Origin of the sequence: Nocardia arizonensis (assembly GCF_001310275.1) — a bacterium.
GTDB classification, from domain to species: domain Bacteria; phylum Actinomycetota; class Actinomycetes; order Mycobacteriales; family Mycobacteriaceae; genus Nocardia; species Nocardia arizonensis.
In genome coordinates, this window is record NZ_LGYZ01000067.1 from 124,427 (window position 1) to 142,955 (window position 18,529).

At 70.5% G+C, this 18,529-nt stretch carries 16 protein-coding genes; 6 read left to right on the forward strand and 10 right to left on the reverse strand.

Annotation, left to right across the window (positions count from 1 at the left end):
• Nucleotides 1-37 precede the first annotated feature (37 nt).
• A complete protein-coding gene (locus APZ21_RS12970; RefSeq protein WP_239476604.1) occupies nucleotides 38-820 on the forward strand; it encodes a MerR family transcriptional regulator in 783 nt (260 codons plus the stop codon).
• 23 nt (nucleotides 821-843) lie between these two features.
• Here the strand turns inward: APZ21_RS12970 and APZ21_RS33980 are convergent, their stop codons facing one another.
• Nucleotides 844-1,011, reverse strand: a complete 168-nt coding sequence (locus APZ21_RS33980; protein WP_156371044.1) for a hypothetical protein — start codon at nucleotides 1,009-1,011, stop codon at nucleotides 844-846.
• A 378-nt stretch (nucleotides 1,012-1,389) separates the two neighbouring features.
• On the opposite strand from APZ21_RS33980, the gene APZ21_RS12975 reads away from it, so the two are divergent.
• Nucleotides 1,390-2,478, forward strand: a complete 1,089-nt coding sequence (locus APZ21_RS12975) for a methyltransferase (protein ID WP_054813527.1) — start codon at nucleotides 1,390-1,392, stop codon at nucleotides 2,476-2,478.
• 6 nt (nucleotides 2,479-2,484) lie between these two features.
• Here the strand turns inward: APZ21_RS12975 and APZ21_RS12980 are convergent, their stop codons facing one another.
• The 8 genes from APZ21_RS12980 to APZ21_RS13015 are packed head-to-tail and all read right to left on the reverse strand — an operon-like array spanning nucleotide 2,485 to nucleotide 13,375.
• Complete coding sequence (locus APZ21_RS12980) at nucleotides 2,485-3,438, reverse strand: hypothetical protein (RefSeq protein ID WP_239476605.1); 954 nt, start codon at nucleotides 3,436-3,438, stop codon at nucleotides 2,485-2,487.
• Nucleotides 3,417-4,034 carry a nitroreductase family protein gene (locus tag APZ21_RS12985; RefSeq protein WP_054813529.1) on the reverse strand — a complete coding sequence of 206 codons (618 nt, stop codon included), beginning with the start codon at nucleotides 4,032-4,034 and terminating at the stop codon, nucleotides 3,417-3,419. The genes APZ21_RS12980 and APZ21_RS12985 overlap by 22 nt, the downstream gene beginning before the upstream one ends.
• Nucleotides 4,031-4,996, reverse strand: coding sequence for a ScbA/BarX family gamma-butyrolactone biosynthesis protein (locus APZ21_RS12990; RefSeq protein ID WP_054813530.1), 966 nt, complete (start codon nucleotides 4,994-4,996; stop codon nucleotides 4,031-4,033). Before APZ21_RS12990 ends, APZ21_RS12985 begins: the two co-directional genes overlap by 4 nt.
• Nucleotides 4,993-5,898, reverse strand: a complete 906-nt coding sequence (locus APZ21_RS12995; RefSeq protein WP_054813531.1) for a nucleoside-diphosphate kinase — start codon at nucleotides 5,896-5,898, stop codon at nucleotides 4,993-4,995. The genes APZ21_RS12990 and APZ21_RS12995 overlap by 4 nt, the downstream gene beginning before the upstream one ends.
• On the reverse strand, nucleotides 5,895-6,983 hold the full coding sequence (locus APZ21_RS13000) for an SDR family oxidoreductase (protein WP_054813532.1): 1,089 nt from the start codon (nucleotides 6,981-6,983) through the stop codon (nucleotides 5,895-5,897). Before APZ21_RS13000 ends, APZ21_RS12995 begins: the two co-directional genes overlap by 4 nt.
• Nucleotides 6,980-7,228, reverse strand: a complete 249-nt coding sequence (locus tag APZ21_RS13005) for an acyl carrier protein (protein WP_054813533.1) — start codon at nucleotides 7,226-7,228, stop codon at nucleotides 6,980-6,982. Before APZ21_RS13005 ends, APZ21_RS13000 begins: the two co-directional genes overlap by 4 nt.
• Nucleotides 7,225-10,653 carry an AMP-binding protein gene (locus tag APZ21_RS13010; protein ID WP_054813534.1) on the reverse strand — a complete coding sequence of 1,143 codons (3,429 nt, stop codon included), beginning with the start codon at nucleotides 10,651-10,653 and terminating at the stop codon, nucleotides 7,225-7,227. The genes APZ21_RS13005 and APZ21_RS13010 overlap by 4 nt, the downstream gene beginning before the upstream one ends.
• Nucleotides 10,643-13,375, reverse strand: a complete 2,733-nt coding sequence (locus APZ21_RS13015; protein ID WP_054813535.1) for a phosphoenolpyruvate synthase — start codon at nucleotides 13,373-13,375, stop codon at nucleotides 10,643-10,645. Before APZ21_RS13015 ends, APZ21_RS13010 begins: the two co-directional genes overlap by 11 nt.
• 219 nt (nucleotides 13,376-13,594) lie before the next feature.
• On the opposite strand from APZ21_RS13015, the gene APZ21_RS13020 reads away from it, so the two are divergent.
• The 4 genes from APZ21_RS13020 to APZ21_RS13035 all read left to right on the forward strand — a co-directional run bounded on the left by APZ21_RS13020 (nucleotide 13,595) and on the right by APZ21_RS13035 (nucleotide 17,117).
• Entirely contained in the window at nucleotides 13,595-14,305 is a 711-nt protein-coding gene (locus APZ21_RS13020; RefSeq protein ID WP_054813536.1) for an ESX secretion-associated protein EspG, read from the forward strand.
• 83 nt (nucleotides 14,306-14,388) lie between these two features.
• Nucleotides 14,389-14,766, forward strand: a complete 378-nt coding sequence (locus tag APZ21_RS13025) for a hypothetical protein (protein WP_054813537.1) — start codon at nucleotides 14,389-14,391, stop codon at nucleotides 14,764-14,766.
• Complete coding sequence (locus tag APZ21_RS13030) at nucleotides 14,763-15,989, forward strand: hypothetical protein (protein ID WP_054813538.1); 1,227 nt, start codon at nucleotides 14,763-14,765, stop codon at nucleotides 15,987-15,989. The genes APZ21_RS13025 and APZ21_RS13030 overlap by 4 nt, the downstream gene beginning before the upstream one ends.
• A 252-nt stretch (nucleotides 15,990-16,241) precedes the next feature.
• Nucleotides 16,242-17,117 (forward strand): LLM class F420-dependent oxidoreductase, encoded by an 876-nt coding sequence (locus APZ21_RS13035; RefSeq protein WP_054813539.1) that lies wholly within the window; start codon nucleotides 16,242-16,244, stop codon nucleotides 17,115-17,117.
• Between the two features lie 137 nt (nucleotides 17,118-17,254).
• Here APZ21_RS13035 and proB read toward each other — a convergent pair whose 3' ends face one another.
• Nucleotides 17,255-18,373, reverse strand: coding sequence for a glutamate 5-kinase (proB, locus tag APZ21_RS13040; protein WP_156371055.1), 1,119 nt, complete (start codon nucleotides 18,371-18,373; stop codon nucleotides 17,255-17,257).
• Between the last annotated feature and the right edge of the window lie 156 nt (nucleotides 18,374-18,529).

Consider the following 18,529-nt stretch of genomic DNA (forward strand, 5'->3'; position numbering starts at 1 on the left):
GATCGCCGGTGCGCGGGCGACGGGCAGGGGTGAGGAGGTGAAGGCGCCGGTGGAGTACCGGATCGACGATCTGGCTCGGGCCGCGGGTACCACCACGCGCAATGTGCGCGCCTACCAGGAGCGCGGGCTGCTGCCGCCGCCGCTCGGCAGGGATGGTCGGGCCAGTATCTACGGACAGGTCCATCTCGAACGCCTGCGCCTCATCGACGCCCTGCTCCAGCGCGGCTTCACCACCGCGCACATCGCCGACTTCATCACCAGTTGGGAGACCGGCAAGGACCTCACCGAGGTGCTCGGACTTCAGCACGCGCTCACCGCGCCGTGGGCCGAGGAGGAGACCTTCGAGGTCTCCCGCGAACTCATCGGCACCATTCTCGGCGCGGAGGCCGAGGAACTCGTTGACCGGCTGGTCGAGATGAAGCTGGTCCGCCTCGACGGCGATACGGTCGTCTTCACCGACACCCAGCTGCTGACCTCATTCGCCGAACTGCACGAATACGGCCTGGAACTGCGCACTCTCATCGAGATCTACGCCAAGGTGGCCGATCGCATCGATGACATCACCCACATCATGATCAGCGCCGCGCGCGAGCACATCGTCGGCGAACACGGCGCGGGGTGGCTGCCCGAGACCAGCGCCGAGATCGCCGACACCACAACGATGCTCAACAAGATGCGTGAGCTCGCCGTGGCCTCGGTGCACAGCACGCTGGCGCGATCGCTCGATGTCACGTTGCGCCGCGAACTCGGTGACTATCTGGCCACCGCGGCCGAACGCGAACGCGCCCGCGCGGGCAACGCGCCGCGCCGCGCCGATTAGCGCGGCACGCGTCGCTCAGCTGGTCACGCCGCCGTTTTCCGTATTCCGGGCCTGCCGAGCAGTTCGTCCTGCCTGGCCATGTGTTCGGGGCACAGGTACCGGATTCCGGGCCGGATGAAGGCCGGATCCAATCGCTGCGCGAACGTCAGATTTTCCTGTCGCCAGCAGTCGCCGCACACCAACGTGTTCATGAGGCACCTCATTCCGCTCGCATGACGCGTACCAATACTTTCCCAATTCCTCGCTCTCCCATCCACATAACGACTCAACCGTTATCTTTCTCGTCGCGCGCGCGGCCCGGCGCGGCCCGCGCGCATCGGGTCGCCCGGGTCGGCGCGCGAGTCCGGGCATCGTTCGATCCGGCCGCCGACACTCATTGAGCAATCAGACAGTTATCACTATGGCACCTTCGACCATCGGGCGATAAGGGCGAATTGTCGCGGTCGTCTTCGTCGTTCCGGCGCGCGACCGTAGCCGGGAGACCGGACAACGGCTATTCTTCGGCACGCACCACGCACCACGCATCACTCCGCTCACGACCACGTTCCGCGCGCGAGGAGGCAGTCACCGTGCCGTCGATCGGGCAGCCGCCCCTTCCTGCCGTCCGCGCCGTCGAACTCCTCCGCGCCACCCTGGTGACACTGCACCGCAAGCTCGTACCCGGACATCTCGCGCTCATGGAGATGTTCACCGCGGGGTGGCTGACGCAGGCCATCCACGCGGCGGCGGCACTCGGCATCGCCGACGCGCTGGCCGACGGCCCCCGCACGGGCGCGCAACTGGCGCTCGCCGTGCGGGCCGACGAGGACGCACTGCACCGGCTGCTGCGCCTGCTCGTCAGCCACGGGGTCTTCGGCATCGATCGCCGCGGCCGCTATCGGCTCACCCCGGCGGCGCGGGCGCTGCGCAGCGATGCCGAGGTCTCGCTGCGCGACGCGATCCTGTTCTTCGGCACCGAATTCCACCGCGGGCAGTGGACCCGCATCGTGGACGCGGTGCGCACCGGCGCCTCGGTCGACGCCACGGGCGGGGGCGGGTCCTTCTTCGATCGCGTCGCCGCCGATCGCGAACTCGGCGAGGTCTTCGACCGCGCCATGACCAGCATCGCGAGCATGTCGGTGGAACCGCTGCTGCGCGGCTTCGATTTCGCCCGCTTCGACACGGTGGTCGACGTCGGCGGCGGCGAGGGCCGCTTCCTCGCCGAAATCCTGCGGCGCACACCGCGATCGCGCGGCATCCTGTTCGACCTGCCGGAGGTGGTCGCGGGCGCGCCCGCGCGACTGGCCGAAATGGGCGTGGCCGACCGGTGCGAGATCCGCGCCGGGTCCTTCTTCGACGAGGTGCCCGCGGGCGGGGACGCCTACGTGCTCAAACACGTCGTGCACGACTGGGACGAGGAACGGATCGCGGCCATTCTGCGCACGCTGCGCGCGGCGATGTCGCCGCGGGCGCGCCTGCTGCTGATCGAACTGGTCCTGCCCGAACACCGCCGACCGCATCCGGGCAAGTACATCGACCTCGAAATGCTCGTCAACACCGGCGGCCGCGAGCGCACCGAATCCGAATACCGCGCCCTGCTGGCCCGTTCGGGCTTCACGCTGCTGCGGACCGTCGAAACCGTGTCGCCGGAGAACGTGATCGAGGCGGCGCTCGCCTGAACCGTCTCAACGACCGGTCAGCACCGCCGCCTGCGCGATGAGGACGAGATACAGGGCAATGATGAACAGCACCGCGGGCGCCACCGGATAGTCCACCCGCTCCGACCGGCGCGACGACCACGCCCCCGCGACCGGGATCAGCGGCAGCGCCAAGGGAATCCAGGCGAGCAGCCCGGCGGGCGCGGCCCACTGCCACGGGCGTACCAGCGCGAGTTCCGCGACGACCGCCACGACCGCGCACGCCAGCGACGCGGCCACACTCCCGGTCGCGCCCAGCGGATTCGAGTAGTACAGCTCGCCCGGCCGATACGACCGGGAGGTCTTGCGGGCGAATTCGAACTGGAGGAACGCGCCCGCGAAGATCACCGCGACACCAAGCACCGACGCGCGCCACGACACCTCGCCGGTACCGATCGCCGACACCACGACGTAGGCGGTGACCAGTAGCTGCACCGGATAGGTGACGACCAGGTTCAACAGGATATCCGTGCGCACCGCCGCCGATTCCCGCTCCAGCCACCAGAGCAGCAGACCGTAGCCGAGCACCGCGGCGATCGCGACGGCGGAGACGATCGACAGTGTCAGGCTCGCCGCGAGCGCGCCCGCCGCGATCACCGCCATGGCGACGCGCAGATCCAGCGCGCGCACCGCACCGGTGACCAGCGGACGAGACGGATTGTGCACGCGGTCGTAGTCGAGGTCCTTCTGTTCGTCGATCATCCGCAGATAGAGCAGGACGAAGGCGACGATCACGATGCGCAGCACGGTCGCGCCGGTCGGGCGCCACGCGGTCTCCGGCTGGGAGACCAGTGCCGCGGTGCCCTCGAGGGCAAGCACCCACAGGATGCCGTAGAGCAGATAGTGCGGCTTGTACATGACCGCGGTGAACCGCGCGATGCGCAGCGCGCCCGCGAAGGGTTCCGGCGGCGCGGCGGCGCTCACCCGGGCCATCGGTCCCATCCGGTGAGTTCCGTGGCGGGAGTTCGATTGCGGGCGGGCGAGACCGAGCCCGGGCGCAAGTGCGCCACCGGAAGCAGAGCGACCTGGGTGACCTCGTCGAACGGAATGCCAAGAAGCTCGGCCACCTCGCGTTCGTGGGCGAGGTGCGCGGTGGTCATGGTCGAGCCGAGTCCGCGGGCGCGCAGCGCGAGCACGAGATTCCACACCGCGGGATAGATCGACCCGTAGAAACTCGCCAACCGCAGCGCCGACGGCTGAGCGGGCGGGCGGCCCACCGAGCAGACCAGCACCAGCGCGGGCACGTCGTGCAGGTGCTCGGCCAGATACCGGCCGGAGGCGAGATCGGCCATCTGATCCGGCCGCGGGGCGCGCGCCGCGAGATAGGCCGCGAAACCCTTGCGGTAGTACTCGGCGATACCCAGGCGCAGCCGCGCATCGGTGACCACGACGAACCGCCACGGCTGACGATTGGTGCCGCTCGGCGCGTGCACCGCGATCTCGAGGCAGTCCAGCAGATCCTGTCGGTCCACCGCACGGTCGAGATCCAGTCGCCTGCGGAAGGCCCGGGTCGTGGTCAGCAGTTCGGTGTCGATCACGCGGCCGTCCCGCCCGCGCCCTCGGCGAATTCGAGATCGATACGGGCGGCCACCGCGGCGGCCTGGTGGATCTCGCAGTGCACGACGGTGTCCTGCGCCCCGGCATCGGTGATCTCCACCCGGCATTCGGCGGGCAGGTCCAGTTCGACGAAGGCGTCGAAGGTGCTCGCCACGCACACCAGCCGCGGCAGGTCGGGTCCGAGCGCCGCCAGCGCGGTCTGCCGGGCCGCCTCGATGAGCAGACTGCCGGGGACGTGATCGAGTTGGTGGTCGAACAGGAACGGGTGCGCGGGGTCGGCGACCACCGCGGCACGGGCGCGACGGCCGTCGGTGTCCGGCGGCCCGATGACGACATTGCGCCGGCTCTCCCGGCCCACCCGGGCCACGGGCGCGCGCTCCCCCGGCGGTTCGGCCCCCGCGAACGCGCCGAGTCCGAGACCGTCGCGGAATCCGGCGCGCATGGCCGCCCAATGCCCCGGCGTGGTCCAGGAGAAGGAGCCGTCGACGGTCAGCATTGGTTCGCCCGCACGGGAGATGTCGAGCACCATGTCCAGGCCGTGCATGCTCGCCCCGCGCCGGTGTTCGCGCGGCACCCGCACCGTCATCTCCAGATCGGCCGGTTCGGGCGTGACCCGCCAGGCCGCGGAATCGGCGCCGGTGCCGTTGAAGGTGCGCACGACGAAGGCCGATTCCGGGGGCACGGCGTAGAACTCGTGGGTGAGCGCGATGGCGGCCTGGCGCGCCGCCTCCATCACCAGCAGCGGATCGTAGCGGTCGGCCAGCGCGCCCGCGTGGTCGCCGTAGTAGGCGTGCATCCTCGGTAGTTGCGCGCCGACCAGGAATTCGTCGGCGGCGACCGCGCCCAACGAGGTGACGAACACCTCGGCGACCGCGCACCGGTGGGCGAGCGTTCGCGAGATGGTGCGTTCGTGCGTTGCCGTCACGGCGGCGGTGGATGTCACGGCTGAGCTCCCAACCAATCGTCGGCGGTGACCGGGCGCAGGGTCTGCGACCGAGTTCCGGCCCGCATGGGAAGTACGTGGGACCCGAGCACGATCACCGACCATGGATCGAGGTCGCGGCCATCCGCCCAGGCCGAATACAGTAGCCGCGCGCAGTCGGCATCCGACCACGCGCCGTCGGTGTCGTCGCCGACGTCGGCGCGCAGCCGGGTCAGCGCGTCGGCGCGGTCGAAACTGCCCGCGGGCACCCCCCGGTACAGATCGCGCGCCAGCCGCTCGGCCCGTTCGCCCGCCGCGGTGTCCGCGTCGAGGTCGGCGAGAACGGCCTCGCGGGCCCGCTCGTCGAAATAGATGGCGAATTCGCGCAGCACGTCGGCGGGATCGTCGGGCGAGTGCACCAGATTCAGCAGATAGCTGTGCAGTCCGAGCGTATGCCGCAGTTCCCCCGGGCGGCGCTTGTGCGGGTCGGTGGGGCCCTTCGCCTCGGCCAGGCGCACCGGCACCGGCAGATCCGCGTCCTCGCCGCGCACCAGCAGCACCAGCGCGTCGGAGATGCCGACCAGCAGATCGGCCAGACGGCGGCGTTCCGGTGAGGCGATATTCCAGGCGAAATACCACAGCGCGCGGGCCAGATGCCGGTCGACCGGCACCCGGTAGGCCCCGAGCAGGCGGAAACCGTTCGCGTCCAGCCAACGCAGGGTCGGTTCCACGGCCCTGGCCACGATGGCGTCCGGCTTGAGCAGCAGCAGCGAATGGCCGCGGGCGAAGGCGGCCGGGTCGATATCGCGGCGACGCAGATGCTCCACCGTCTCGAGCAGATAGGTGTCGCCGAGATACGCCTCGACCTTCGCCGGGGTCGGGGTCAGCGTGCGCAGCAGCGCGCGCGGGTCGTCCTCGCTCATCGGTCGCCGCCGATATCGGTGGCCGACAGCACCTCGTCGATCGAGGGCAGCGGCACACCGAGATAGCCGGTCTCCAGACAGAAATCCAGCAGCAGGCGCAGATACCGCTTACCGGTGGCGGGCGCGGGCCTGCCGCAAGCGATCCGGGCCCGGGTGGTGTCGAACACCGGCCGCCGCCGGAAATAGCTGGTGTAGAGCGAGCCGATGCGGCGGTAGTACTCGCGCTCGACGGGGTCGAGATCGGCCTCGTCGAAACCGGATTCGGGCACGAAGGTCGCCACCGCGAAGGAGGGGTATTCGGCCAGCACGTCGGATATCTCGCGCAGCGACAGCGAATCGCCGCCGACCGCGTGCAGGGTGCGCCCGATGACGGAATCGATGTCGAGCACCGCCGCGGCGATCACATCGGCGACATGGTCGACCGGGGCCAGTGACACCGTGGCGTCGTAGCGGCCGGGCAGGGTTCGCAATTTGCCCTCGACCATGAGTTTCACGACCGTATAGAGATTCTTGTACTCGCGGATCGCGCCGGTCGCGCTGTCACCGGTCACGATGCCGGGCCGCACGATCGCCCAGTCGAGGCCGCGACCGCCCGCCGCGCGCACCAGTTGTTCGGCGCGGAATTTGCTCTTCTCGTACTCGTTGCCGAAGGATTGCCCGGCCTCGAGTTCGTCCTCGCCGATGGTCCCGCCGCGCATACCGCACACGTAGGCGGTACTGACATGGACCAGCGGGACATCCCATGACAGGGCCAGCTCGATCGCGTTTGCCGCGCCGCGCACGTTCAGTTCCTCGTAGACGCTCGACGGCGCGTCGAAGGCGGTGGTCGCCGCGCAGTGCACGATGACACCGACCCGCTCGGCCAGATCCGCGGCGTCGCGGTCGGACAATCCGAATCCGGGCACGCGGATATCGCCTGCCACCGTGGTGCCCGCCTCGAGGACGGTGCCGTCGTTGCGGACGATCTCGGACTTGTCGTGCAGGACCGCGGCCACCGGCCGGCTCGCGGCCGCTAGCCGGGCGACCACCTCCGCGCCGACCAGTCCGGCCGCTCCGGTCACCAGGACGGCGTCCCGCCCGTTCACGGGCGCACCCGCTCGCCCAGACTCCCCCGCACCAGGGCGACGACATCGCCGACGCGGCGGACGCCGATCAATTCCTCGGGTTGGTAGCGGGGCAGCCCGAAACCGCGTTCGAGCGCCACGGTCAGCTCCATCAGCCGCAGCGATTCGAAGCCGAGATCCTCGACGAGACGATCGGTGTCGGCCAGTTCGGCGGGCGGCTGGGGCGCCATGGCCGCGATGATGCGGCGCACCCGGTCGGCGGTCATATCGCCTCCTCGTCGCGAAGGTGCGGCTGTCGGCCACCGGAAGCGAGCAGGTCGCGCGCTTCGTCCAGGGGCAGTTCGGAATTCAGGTAACCCGCCAGCCGCAACCAGTCGTAGCCGATGGCGAGGGTGCGCTGCCACTGTTCGCGGGAATCGAAGGAGGCCGGGAATCCGCGCGTGGACTCGGCTCCCGCGGCGATCCCCCGCACGCGGACGACGAAATCGTCGAGTGTCGCGAGTCCGGCGAGGGCGTCGCCGCCGGCGGCGAGCAGCGCCGAGAAGCGCACGCCGCGTGCGGAGTCGAGGGCGGGCAGCAGCTCGTCGCGCAGGCGTGACGGCAGCAGTCGTGCGACCGTCTCGGCAGGCGCGACATCCGCGGGCAGCGGGTGGACGCCGAACGCGGACAGCAGCACCCGCACCGCCATGGCGACGAGTCGGTGCGCCGCGATATCGGCGACCGCGCCCTGACCGTCCTTCACCGCGCCGGCCAGATCCTCGCGGGCGTTCTCCAGCACCACGTTGGACCACACCAGATTCAGCGCGCATTCGGTGAATCGGTCGGCGGGCAGCGGCGCCAGACAGACTTCGGCCTCCCCACGTGCCGCACCCGACAGCCCGAGCACCGGCGCGACGGCGGCGGGCGCGGGCGTATAGGGCCGCGCGGACTTGCACATGGCCAGCGCGGGTTCGATCACCGGTCCGCCGCGCCATTGCAGGCCGACGAATCCGAGTGCGACGAATTCGGCCAGATACCCCCCGATTCCGGGCTGCCGCGCGGTGACATCGCGCACCGAATGGCGGAAGACCACCGATCGCCACGCCGCCGCGGCGGTATCGGAGAGGACGAAGACGTCACGGTCCTCGCGCAGTACATGGACCCGGCCCCCGATGGGCCAGGTGGTGACCTTGTCGCGGCGGGCGAACACGATTCGACGCGGATCGTCCTCGACATCGGGTACGCCCAGGTCGGCGGCGAGTTCCCAGACCTGCGACCAGACCGCCTGTTCGGCCTGCGCGCGCGCCGGACCGTCACCGAGAACACCGGTGAACGACTCGTCCCCCACGGGTCGCCCTGGGGTCCGAGCGGCGGAGTCGGCGAGTTCGCGGTAACGCTCGATCAGCGCGTGCTCGCCGATCCGGTCCAATTGGTTCGGCAGCCATTTGGTTTCCACGTAGGTCTCCCCGCGGCGCGCGGCCCATGCCTTGACCGCCTGGGTGATCCCGTCACGCGCCCATTCCGCGGCCTCGGCGACCGCGCCGAACGCCTTCAGCGCCACCGCGTATCGCAGGGCCCGCACCGCGCGGGCGGTCCACCAGCGGTCCAGGATCGCGGCGAGTTCGTCGTGGCTCACGACGGCGCGCAGCGCGTCCACGTCCACCGCGCCGTGCCGCAGTACCGTCGCGCGCAGGAAACGCTGGCAGCGATTGAGCAGATCCTCGTCCGGTTCGCCGGCGACCTGTTCCAGCTGCCCGCGCAGTTGCGCGACCGACCGGGTGCGCACCTCGACCCGGCGGCCGTCCACGAACAGCACCGTCGGCAGGGTCGGCAGTTGCTCATCGCCCGGTACCACGGCGAGGAAATCCACGTCCGAACCCTCGTTGCCGAATCCCTCGGCCAGCGAACCCTCGAAGACCACGGCCGCGTCGGCGGGCAGTTCGACACCGCGCAGTGCCTTGTCGAGCAGTTCGCGCACACGCGGCAGCGGCAGGGCCGACCGGCTCTCGGTCGCCTCGGTCGTCTCGACGCCATGCGCTGTGGCGCCCTCGAGCGCGCCGTCGCGATACAGCTGCCACATGTGCCGCCTGCGCGGCTTACCGCTGGACGTACGCCGGATGATTCCGCGCGGACCGGTGACGATCTCGATCGTCTGGGCCGGGCCGAGCTCACCGCGGATCACCTTGCGAGCCTGCGGGATCCAGTCACCGGGCGCGGCCTCGGCGAACAGCGCGATCCCCTGCGCGCCCGCCGCGGTCAGCGCGACCGCGGCGAGTTTGCCCTTGGTGAGCCCGGTTTCCTGCGCCACCCGGGACTCGATGTCCTCCATGAAGACCGAGCGGCCACGCACCTTGAGACTCGAACCCATCCGCCCGAGGACGAATACCTCACCGCGGTAGAGGAATCCGGCGTCACCGGAATAGAGCGCACCGTCGACGATGCGCGTGGACGACCCCGTCGCGGGTTCGCCGGAATAGCCCATCGCTACCGAATCGCCGGTCACCACCAATTCACCGAGGGTGCCGTCCGGCAGCGCGACGCCGTCCTCGTCGATCACGTGCACCCGCGACTCGGTTGTGGAACAGCCGAGTCCGGTGATCCAGCCACCGCCCGACACCCGGTGGGCGTCGTCCAGGATCGCCTCGGCCAGCACCGGAACCGGTTGCCCGAAGCGCAGATTCGGATTGTCGATGCGCAGGGCGGTGACGGGGCGGGCGCGCGCCGAGGAGGTCACCATGAGCGTGGCCTCGGCCAGGCCGTAGGCGAGGGTGTAGGCCGAGCGGGAGAAGCCGCGGGGTGCGGTGAGGTCGGCGAAGGATTGCAGATCGGCGACCTCGACCGGTTCCGAGCCGACCGCGAGCGTGCGCCAGCCCGACAGGTCGAGGTCGGCGATCTCCTCGGGGCGTACCCGGTGCGCGACGTAGCCGAGGGCGAAGGAGGGCGAGGGCGTGTGCTGGGCGTGGGCCATCGCGCGCAGCCAGCGGGCCGGGTCGCGCACGAACTGATCCGGGCGCATGAGGTAGAGCTCGCCCTGATTGGTCACCGTGGTCAGGAACGCGCCGACCAGCCCCATATCGTGGTAGAGCGGCAGCCACGACACCATGGCCTCGCCCGCCCGCCAGTCGATGAGCGCGGAGATCATGGCGATATTGTTCGCCAGATTCCGCCAGCTCACCCGGACGCCGCGCGGGTTACCGGTCGATCCTGAGGTGAACTGCAACAACGCGCATTCGTCGGGCGCGCCGAATTCGCGGGTCTCGGGCGCCCGCGGCAGCGTAGCCGCGTCGATGACCAGCACTTCGTCGGCCCGGCCCGCCTGTTTCGCGGCCTCGCCGACGAAGGATTCGAACTCCGGCGAGGTCACGACGAGCCGCGGGGCGGCCTGTTCGATGATCCCCGCGATGTGCGCGACGATCTGCGCGAGGTCGCCGAACATGGGCGGCGCGACCGGGGTGAACACGCCGCCGCACGCCCACACCGCGTAGAAGGCGGCCACGCAGGGGAATCCGGTGGGCATGATGACGCACGCGCCGTCGCCGCTGCCGAATCCGGCCGAGCGCATCCGCGCGGCGATGGCCCAGGTCTGCTCGGCGATCTCGGCGTAGCTGCGGTATTCCCAGCCGTCGGACTCGTCGGCCAGGTGGACACCGGTGTCGGGCGTCGGGCTCGACAGCCAATCACGCACGGCCGCAACATTTTTGTCAGGCTTCATCGGGCCGCCCTCCTTCGGACAGCACAGTAACCGTTCCGCCGGTCCCATCGACCCGAATCCGCATACCGGTCCGTACTTTCTTGGTGACGTCCTTGATCTGCACCACGGTCGGCACCCCCAGTTCGCGCGCGACGATCGCGACATGGGTCAGCGGACTGCCGCGCTCGATCACCAGCGCCGAGGCCGACGGCAGCGCCGCGACCCACCCCGGATCGGTGCGGTAGGCGACCAGAATGCCACCCGCCACGTCCCGCGGCTCGCTCACCACCACCGCATCGCCCTCCACCACGCCCGACGCCGACGGAGTTCCCGACAGGACCGTCCCCGTGGCGGCGGGCGGGGTGTCGGTCACCGGCACCCAGCCCTGCGCGGCGAGCGCGGCCGCACCGAAGTCGGCGCCGAAGGTGCGGAAACGAGCCGGGGCGACCAGATCGGCGTCCGTGCCGCGGCGGGCCTTGCGCGCGGCGACCAGCCCCCGCAGCGACGCGGTGTCCGCGCCCTCGTAGCAGCCGCGCAGTTCCTGGACCGTCAGGTGGAAGACGTCGTCGAACTCGTCCAGTACGCCGCGTGCGACCAGGTCGCGGCCCATCGCCCGGATCATCCGCTTGACCATGCCGAAGGCGCGGGTGCGGCAGAACCGCAGCCGTTCGCGGTGGGCGGCGCAGCGCGACACCTTGGCCCGCAGCCGCTCGTAGATCCGGCGGCGCGGACCGCGCAGACGCGCGTCCAGATATTCCTCGGCCTCCCGCGACCGATTCGGCGACGCGGTGTCACCCACCCGGCCCGCGGCACTGCGCAACATGATGAACAGGCTCGCCGGGTCCTCGCGCAGGTCGGGTGTCTCCAATTTGAGCTCGTCGAGGCTGCGGTAGCCGTAGCGATCGAGATACGCCCGCACCGCGGCCAGGAATTCCGTGCGACCCGACGCGCGGAGGGTGTCGAGCATGTGCCGCGGCGCGGTGGTGTTCACCAGTTCGGTCAGTTCCGGATCGGCACGCACCAGCCGGGCCAGTTCGGTCATGGCGCGAGCCGGTTCGGCGGATTCCACATCCGCGCCCGGACCGACCACGGCGTAGAGGAACCATTCCGGGGCGTTGGGCAGGAACAGCTTGGTCAGTCCGAACAGCAGGCCGGTGCAGGTCAGCAGGATCGCGTCGAGCACCATGAGCGGACCCCAGCGCTCGACCAGATCGCGGTCGACGGCGCGGTAGGCGGAATACGCCTGCTCGCCGGTCAGCGCGGCGTAGTCGATGGCGTCGTATTCGTCGTAGACGCGATAGAACTCGGTGGTGAACCGTTCGACCATCCCATCGATGCCGAACAGCCTGCGCAGATAGGTCACGGTGGTGACCGCTCGCGAACACAGCCGGGCGAGCGGGTTGTCGAAGGTGTAGGGGCGCAAGGTCTTCGCCAGATCGTCGGCGAGCGGCTCGTCCACGCCCAACGCCGCCTCGAGCACCTTGCGGTTGAGCCGATAGCCCGGGGCGATCCCCACCATGCGGTACCAGTGCAGCAGGTTGTAGTAGACGCGGCCGTGGAAGTAGCCGAGCAGCACCGATGTCCACGCCTCGATCTGGCGCAGCCGGCGCGGCGGCACCCGCAGCGAGCGCGCGTAACCGCGATAGACGCGACCGTAGATGTCGGCGGCGGTGGTGTAGGTCAGCGGGGAGGTGATACCGCTGAAACTCTCGATGATGTTGGAGTTGTCCCAGATTCGCAGTTCGCCGTCGGGTACGGATTCGCCCGCACCGAGCAGGTCGGGCGACAGCGACGGCCCGGACACCTCCGCCGGGACGGCGACCGCGGTGATCGGGCGGGCCTGCACCAGCCAGATGCCGGAGTCGTCGATCGCCCATTCGATGTCCTGCGGACCGCCGCGCTCGATATCGATCTTGCGGCCCAACTCGGTCAGTTCGGCGACCTCCTCGGCGGTCAACACCGCGCGGGCCCGCTCGGCCGGATCCACCGCGCGAACCTCGCAGCCCCGCTCCCCCGCGGGCGCGTAACTGCGATCCTTGTCGCCGATGACGGTGTCGAGGATCGCGCCGGTCGCGGCGTCGACGACCACGGAATCGGCGTCCACCGCCCCCGAAACCAGCCCCTCGCCCAGCCCGTACACCGCGCTGATCAGCATCGTGGCGCGCCTGCCGGTGGCCGGGTCGACGGTGAACACGACACCCGCGGCGCGGGCGCGCACCAGCCGTTGCAGCACCACCGCGGGCGCGGCGACGGGTGGCAGACCGCGGGCGAAGCCGTAGCGGAGGGCGCGCTCGGAGAAGGCCGAGGCCCAGCAGTCGCGCACGGCGGCGGGTACCGCCGCGGCCCGCACGTTGAGGTAGGAATCGAACTGACCCGCGTAGGAGTGCTGGGCGCCATCCTCGGCGGCGACCGAGGACCGCACCGCCATCGGCTCGTCCCCCAGACGCGCGGCGGCCGCCGCGATCACCTCCCGCACCGCCTCCGGCAGTGCCGCGGCCGCGATACCCGACCGCACCGCCGCGCCTGCGGCCAGCGCGGTCTCCAGGTCGGCGGCCGCCGCCAGTTCGGCCATGACATCGGTCAGACCGGTATCGCGGGCGAATCGGTCGAAGACATCGGTGCCGAGCGCGACCCACTCCGGCACCCGGAATCCGCCGTTGTGCAAGGCGTACAAACCGCGGGCCTTGCCGCCCGCCAGCGCGTCCACGGTGCCCGGATCGGACCACGGACCCAGTACTCGCACAGCAGCTCTCCCATCATCCCCGTTCCCGCGGGCCGGAACACGATCCCGAGACCCGGCGCCGCCGGATGAGATCCGGGGCTCACTACGGATATATCCGATAACCCATCGTGACGTTAGCCCGCAATGTCCGGGTGCGGGTTCACAACTCCGCATCGCATTCGTCGTGATACCCGATATGCTCGATCCGTCTCGGTGGGCTCGGTGAGGAAGTGATTCGGCGTGGGATGGACGTTCACTCCGGACGAATTCGCGCATGTGTGGCGTGAGACCGAGGTGGATCGGCATCCGTACCCGCTGCGGATACTCGAGACGCCGCGTACAGAGGACGCGGCCGAGAAGCTGCGTGCCGCACTCGCCGAACGACTACCGCGCGGCGGCGACCCCGACCTGACGGCATGTCTGCGCATCCTGGCCGAACCGCACACCCGCGTCGTCGCCATCGGCGGCGCGCACGAACCGGGCAGTGAGATCCGGCTGCTGGCCTGCACGGTCTTCGACCGCGCGGTGCTCGCCGTCCAGGAACCGGGCACGCGACCGGATTTCGGTGGGACGGTTCGCATCTCGATCGGGCACAGCGCCAAACTCGGCGCCAGGGTGGCCGCGCTGCTGCCCAAGGCGCCGGCGGGGCGGTATCCGGCGCGCACCGCGGACGCCGAGACGGTGCGCGACAGCGAGACGGTCGCGCGCGTCCCGGCGGCGGCCCCGATACGCAAACTGCTGCTGAAACCGCATACCGCGGAAGGACATATCCGTATCGAACCGCGCCTGGACCGGTCCGAGCCGACACCGCCGATCCACTACACCTGGATCGACGTCGCGGGGGACGGTCGCTACCTGATCAAGGCGGGCGATATGGTGCACGTGGTACCGGCCTCGGTCGAGCAGATCGGGGTGCAATTGCAGAAACGTATTCCGGCACAAGCCCGCTGAGCGTCACATGAGCGCGGCTATTGCTGACTGCGGACACACCTTGCGGTTACGCTGAGGCGGACCGACCGATCCCGGGGGTGCGCATGACTATCGAGAACAGCCGTGCCGATATCGCACGGTTCAAGCAGGACGCGCAAGCGGGCACCATCAAGTTCGACCCCGACGCGGCGCGACGTTGCGCCCAGGAGTACGAGAATCAGGCCGACCGACTGCTGACCCTGCGTCAGAAACTGGAATCGGCGGCCGAACTCGACGGCTTCGGCGGATTCGTCTCCGCCCAGCAACTCCAGGCGGGATTCGCGCACAAGGCACGCGACGCCGCCGCCCTGCTCGATCACTACATCGAGGCCGCCTACCGCATGAAGGAGGCGTTCCTGATCAGTGCCGGACTCTACGAAGAGGCCGACGCCGCCAACGCCGCCGCGCTGCGGGCGGTCGAGTCGCGGGTAGTGCGGTCGTGACCGGGAACGATCCTGACTACATCGGCGCCATGGAGCATTTCGAGTCCATGCCGCACGAGGAGATCTACGCCAAGGCGCAGCAGATCGACGCCGCGGCGATCGTGCGTGCCTCCGCAACCTGGTTGGAAGTCGCGGGCACGCTGGCCGCCACCTTCCCGCTGACCCGCGGCAATGCCGATCGCGTCATGAACGGCATGGCGTGGGAGGGCGCCGCGGCCGAGGCCGCCTACGCCTGCACCCGCAGTTACGCCGCCTCGGTGGACGAGCTGTCGGCGGTACTCGGCGAGGTCGGCGCGCGTCTCGGCGCGGTCGCCGCCGCCGCCGAGGCCACCAAGGTCGCCGTCGCGCCGCCCGGCGGCGTCGGGCCGATCGGCACGATCGCGCAGTTGCTCGAGGCGGCCCATGTCATCGACGCGCAGATGGCGCAGGAGGCACTGCGCCAAGAGGCCGTCATGGCCATGAACATGATCTACAAGCCTGCCTACCGCGCGGCGGGCACCGCGGTACCCGCCCTGCCCGAAAGTCCGCGGTCCGCGCCCGGGGACAACGGTTCGGCCCCCGCGGCCCCGCGGCACGGCTACGGCGCGACGCCACAGCAGTCGCCGGTCCCGCCGGACAACGCCGCACCGCGGGACATTCCGCACGAGCAGCCGCCCTCGGCACTCGAAACGCCCACGCCCGCACCGGAAGCCGCCCCGCGCACCGTCGAGCCGTCCCCTGCGCCGCCGACGACATCCGAAGCGCCACCGACAGTGACGCCCGCGCCGTCGACCACGCAAGCGCCACCGCCGGTTACTGATTCGCCGCCGAGCACATCGCAGGCACCGTCGACCACCCAGGCCCCGCCGACGACAACCCAAGCACCGCCGACGACAACGCAGGCACCGCCCACAACGACGGAAGCCCCACCGACCACACAGCAAGCCCCGCCGACCACACAGCAGCAGCCGCCGACACAGCAGGCGCCGCCGCCGACGACACAGGACGCGCCACCGCCCGCACCCACCACCAACCAGCCGCCGCCCACCACCAACCAGCCGCCGCCCACGTCGACCCAGGCCCCGCCGCCACCGGCCCCGCCGCCCCAACCCGCCCCGGGCGCGCCGCTGCCCGACCCGGGCGGACAGCCGGGCGTCACCGGTCCGATCCCCGAGCAGGGCCAGACACCGGCCGCCGAGTCCACCACCAACCAGCCGGGCGTCGTCCCCCAGCCCGGCCCGTAGCGGAATGGCCGCCGGATCGGCAGCAGCGACGCGCCGCGCCTTCGTGGCTGGACTCGGCATTTCACCGAGTCCCCGGCGCAGTTCGCCTCCGACGTCCCGGTAACGACCGCCGAACCGATGTCGGTGACGCGGCGCCCGGTCGCCTATCCGATCACGCGCGCGGTGCGGTAGTCGACTTCGGCTTGACCTGGAGCGCACTCCAGCTCATAGCGTGGTGCCACACGGATGTGTCGACACAGGAGGAAAGCATCCATGCAGCTCGGATTTCACATTCCGATCTTCGATATCGACGGCGGCACCGCGGCGATCGCCGGCGAACTCGCCCGAGTTGGACGGGCCGCCGAGGCCGCCGGGGCGACCTGGCTGTCGTTCATGGATCACTATTTCCAGATCGAGCCCACCGGCCTACCGGCCGAGGCGAATATGCTCGAGGGCTACTCCACCCTCGGCTACCTCGCCGCGCACACCTCCAGCATCGAGCTCGGTCTGCTCGTCACCGGCGTGACCTACCGGCATCCCGGTCTGCTCGCCAAGATCGTCACCACCCTGGACGTGCTCTCCGGCGGACGCGCGGCGCTCGGCATCGGCGCGGCCTGGTTCGAACGCGAACACCTCGGCCTCGGCGTGCCGTACCCGCCCATCTCCGAACGCTTCGAGCGGCTGGAGGAGGCGCTGCGCATCTGCACGCAGATGTGGGATCCGAACGACAACGGGCCTTTCGAGGGCAAGCACTACCAGCTCGCCGAAACCCTCAACTCGCCGCAGCCCCTGCACCGCCCGAACATCCTCATCGGCGGAGGCGGGGAACGCAAGACCCTGCGCCTGGTGGCCCGCTACGGCGACGCCTGCAATATCTTCGGCGTCTCACCCGCCGACGTCGAACACAAACTCGACGTGCTGCGCCGTCACTGCGACGAGGCCGACCGCGACTTCGACACGTTGCGCATCACCATGATGGCCAACAACCCCCGCCCCACACCCGATACCCGCGACGAATTCGTCCGCGCCATGGCCGATTACGCCGAACTGGGCGTACACCAGGTCATCGTCGTCCCCACCACCGGCAGCCCCGCCGCCTGGATCGAGGACATGGCGCCCGCCGTCGCCCAACTGGCCGACCTCGGCTGACATCGCGTCGCTGCTCCCGCCGCGCCACGGAATCGACCGCGGCGCGGCGGCGGTCGCGAACGCGTACCCTCGTCGCACCGGGTTCCGCACGGGAACCGGATCGCCCTCGGCGCGATCGAATCGCGGCGGACCGGCGACTACTGGACGCTGACCAGGTCGTCGGCGTGGATCACGGGGCGCTGCATGGTGTCGGGTAGTTCCCTGGTGGAGCGGCCGAGCATGCCCGCGAGTTCCGTGCTGTCGTATTCGACGACGCCACGGGCGACCACGGAGTCGTCCGGCGCGACCAGATCGACCACGTCACCGCCGTGGAATCGGCCGCGCACCCCGACAATTCCGGCCGCGAGCAGCGACCGGCGGCGCTGGGCCACCGCGCGCACCGCCCCCTCGTCCAGGAGCACCGCGCCACGGCTGTCGGCGGCGTGACGAACCCAGAACTTCCTGGCCGACAGCCGAACCGGTCGCGCGGCGAAGGCGGTGCCGACCTCGCCGCTCGCGAGGGCGACCGCGGCGTCGGCGGCGGCGGCCAACAGCACCGGCACGCCCGCGTCGGCCGCCAGCCGGGCGGCCGACAGTTTCGAGGCCATACCACCGGTGCCGAGCGCGCCGCCGGTGCCGGCGATGACCCCGTCCAGATCAGCGCTGCTGCGCACCTCGGGAATGAAGGCGGCCCCGCCTTTGCGCGGATCGCCGTCGTAGAGTCCGGCCACATCGGAGAGCAGCACCAGCGCGTCCGCGCCGACCAGATGCGCGACAAGGGCCGCGAGCCGGTCGTTGTCGCCGAAACGGATCTCCTCGGTGGCGACGGTGTCGTTCTCGTTCACCACCGCTACCGCCCCGAGCGCGCGCAATCGGTCCAGGGTGCGCTGGGCGTTGCGGTGATGTTCGCGCCGGGAGAAATCGTCGGCGCTCAGCAGCACCTGCCCCACCGTGCGCCCGTAGCGGGCGAAGGATGTGCCCCAGGCGTGCGCCAGCGCCAGCTGGCCGACACTGGCGGCCGCCTGTTTGGTCGCCAGATCCCGCGGTCGCGCCGACAGACCGAGGGGCGCGATGCCCGCCCCGATGGCGCCCGAGGACACCACCACAACATCCGCGCCCGCCCGCATCCTGGCCTCGACGGCGTCGGCGAGCCGGTCCAGCCGCGCGGTGTCGAGCCCGCCCTTCAGACTGGTCAGCGCCGACGAGCCGATCTTCACCACGACGCTGCGCGCGCCCGCGATGGCCGCGCGCGCCGGACTGATCTCGGCGGACGTCATATCGGTCGACGAATTAATCTGGGTCACAATACAACTCCCTGCACCACATCCGAACCGATCACCGGAGCCCCGCGCGGCTCGCGTTGCGCCGACACGACCTCCGGTTCGCCCGGCATCCGGTGCGCGCCACGGCCTCGATGCCACGCACGCGCCCGA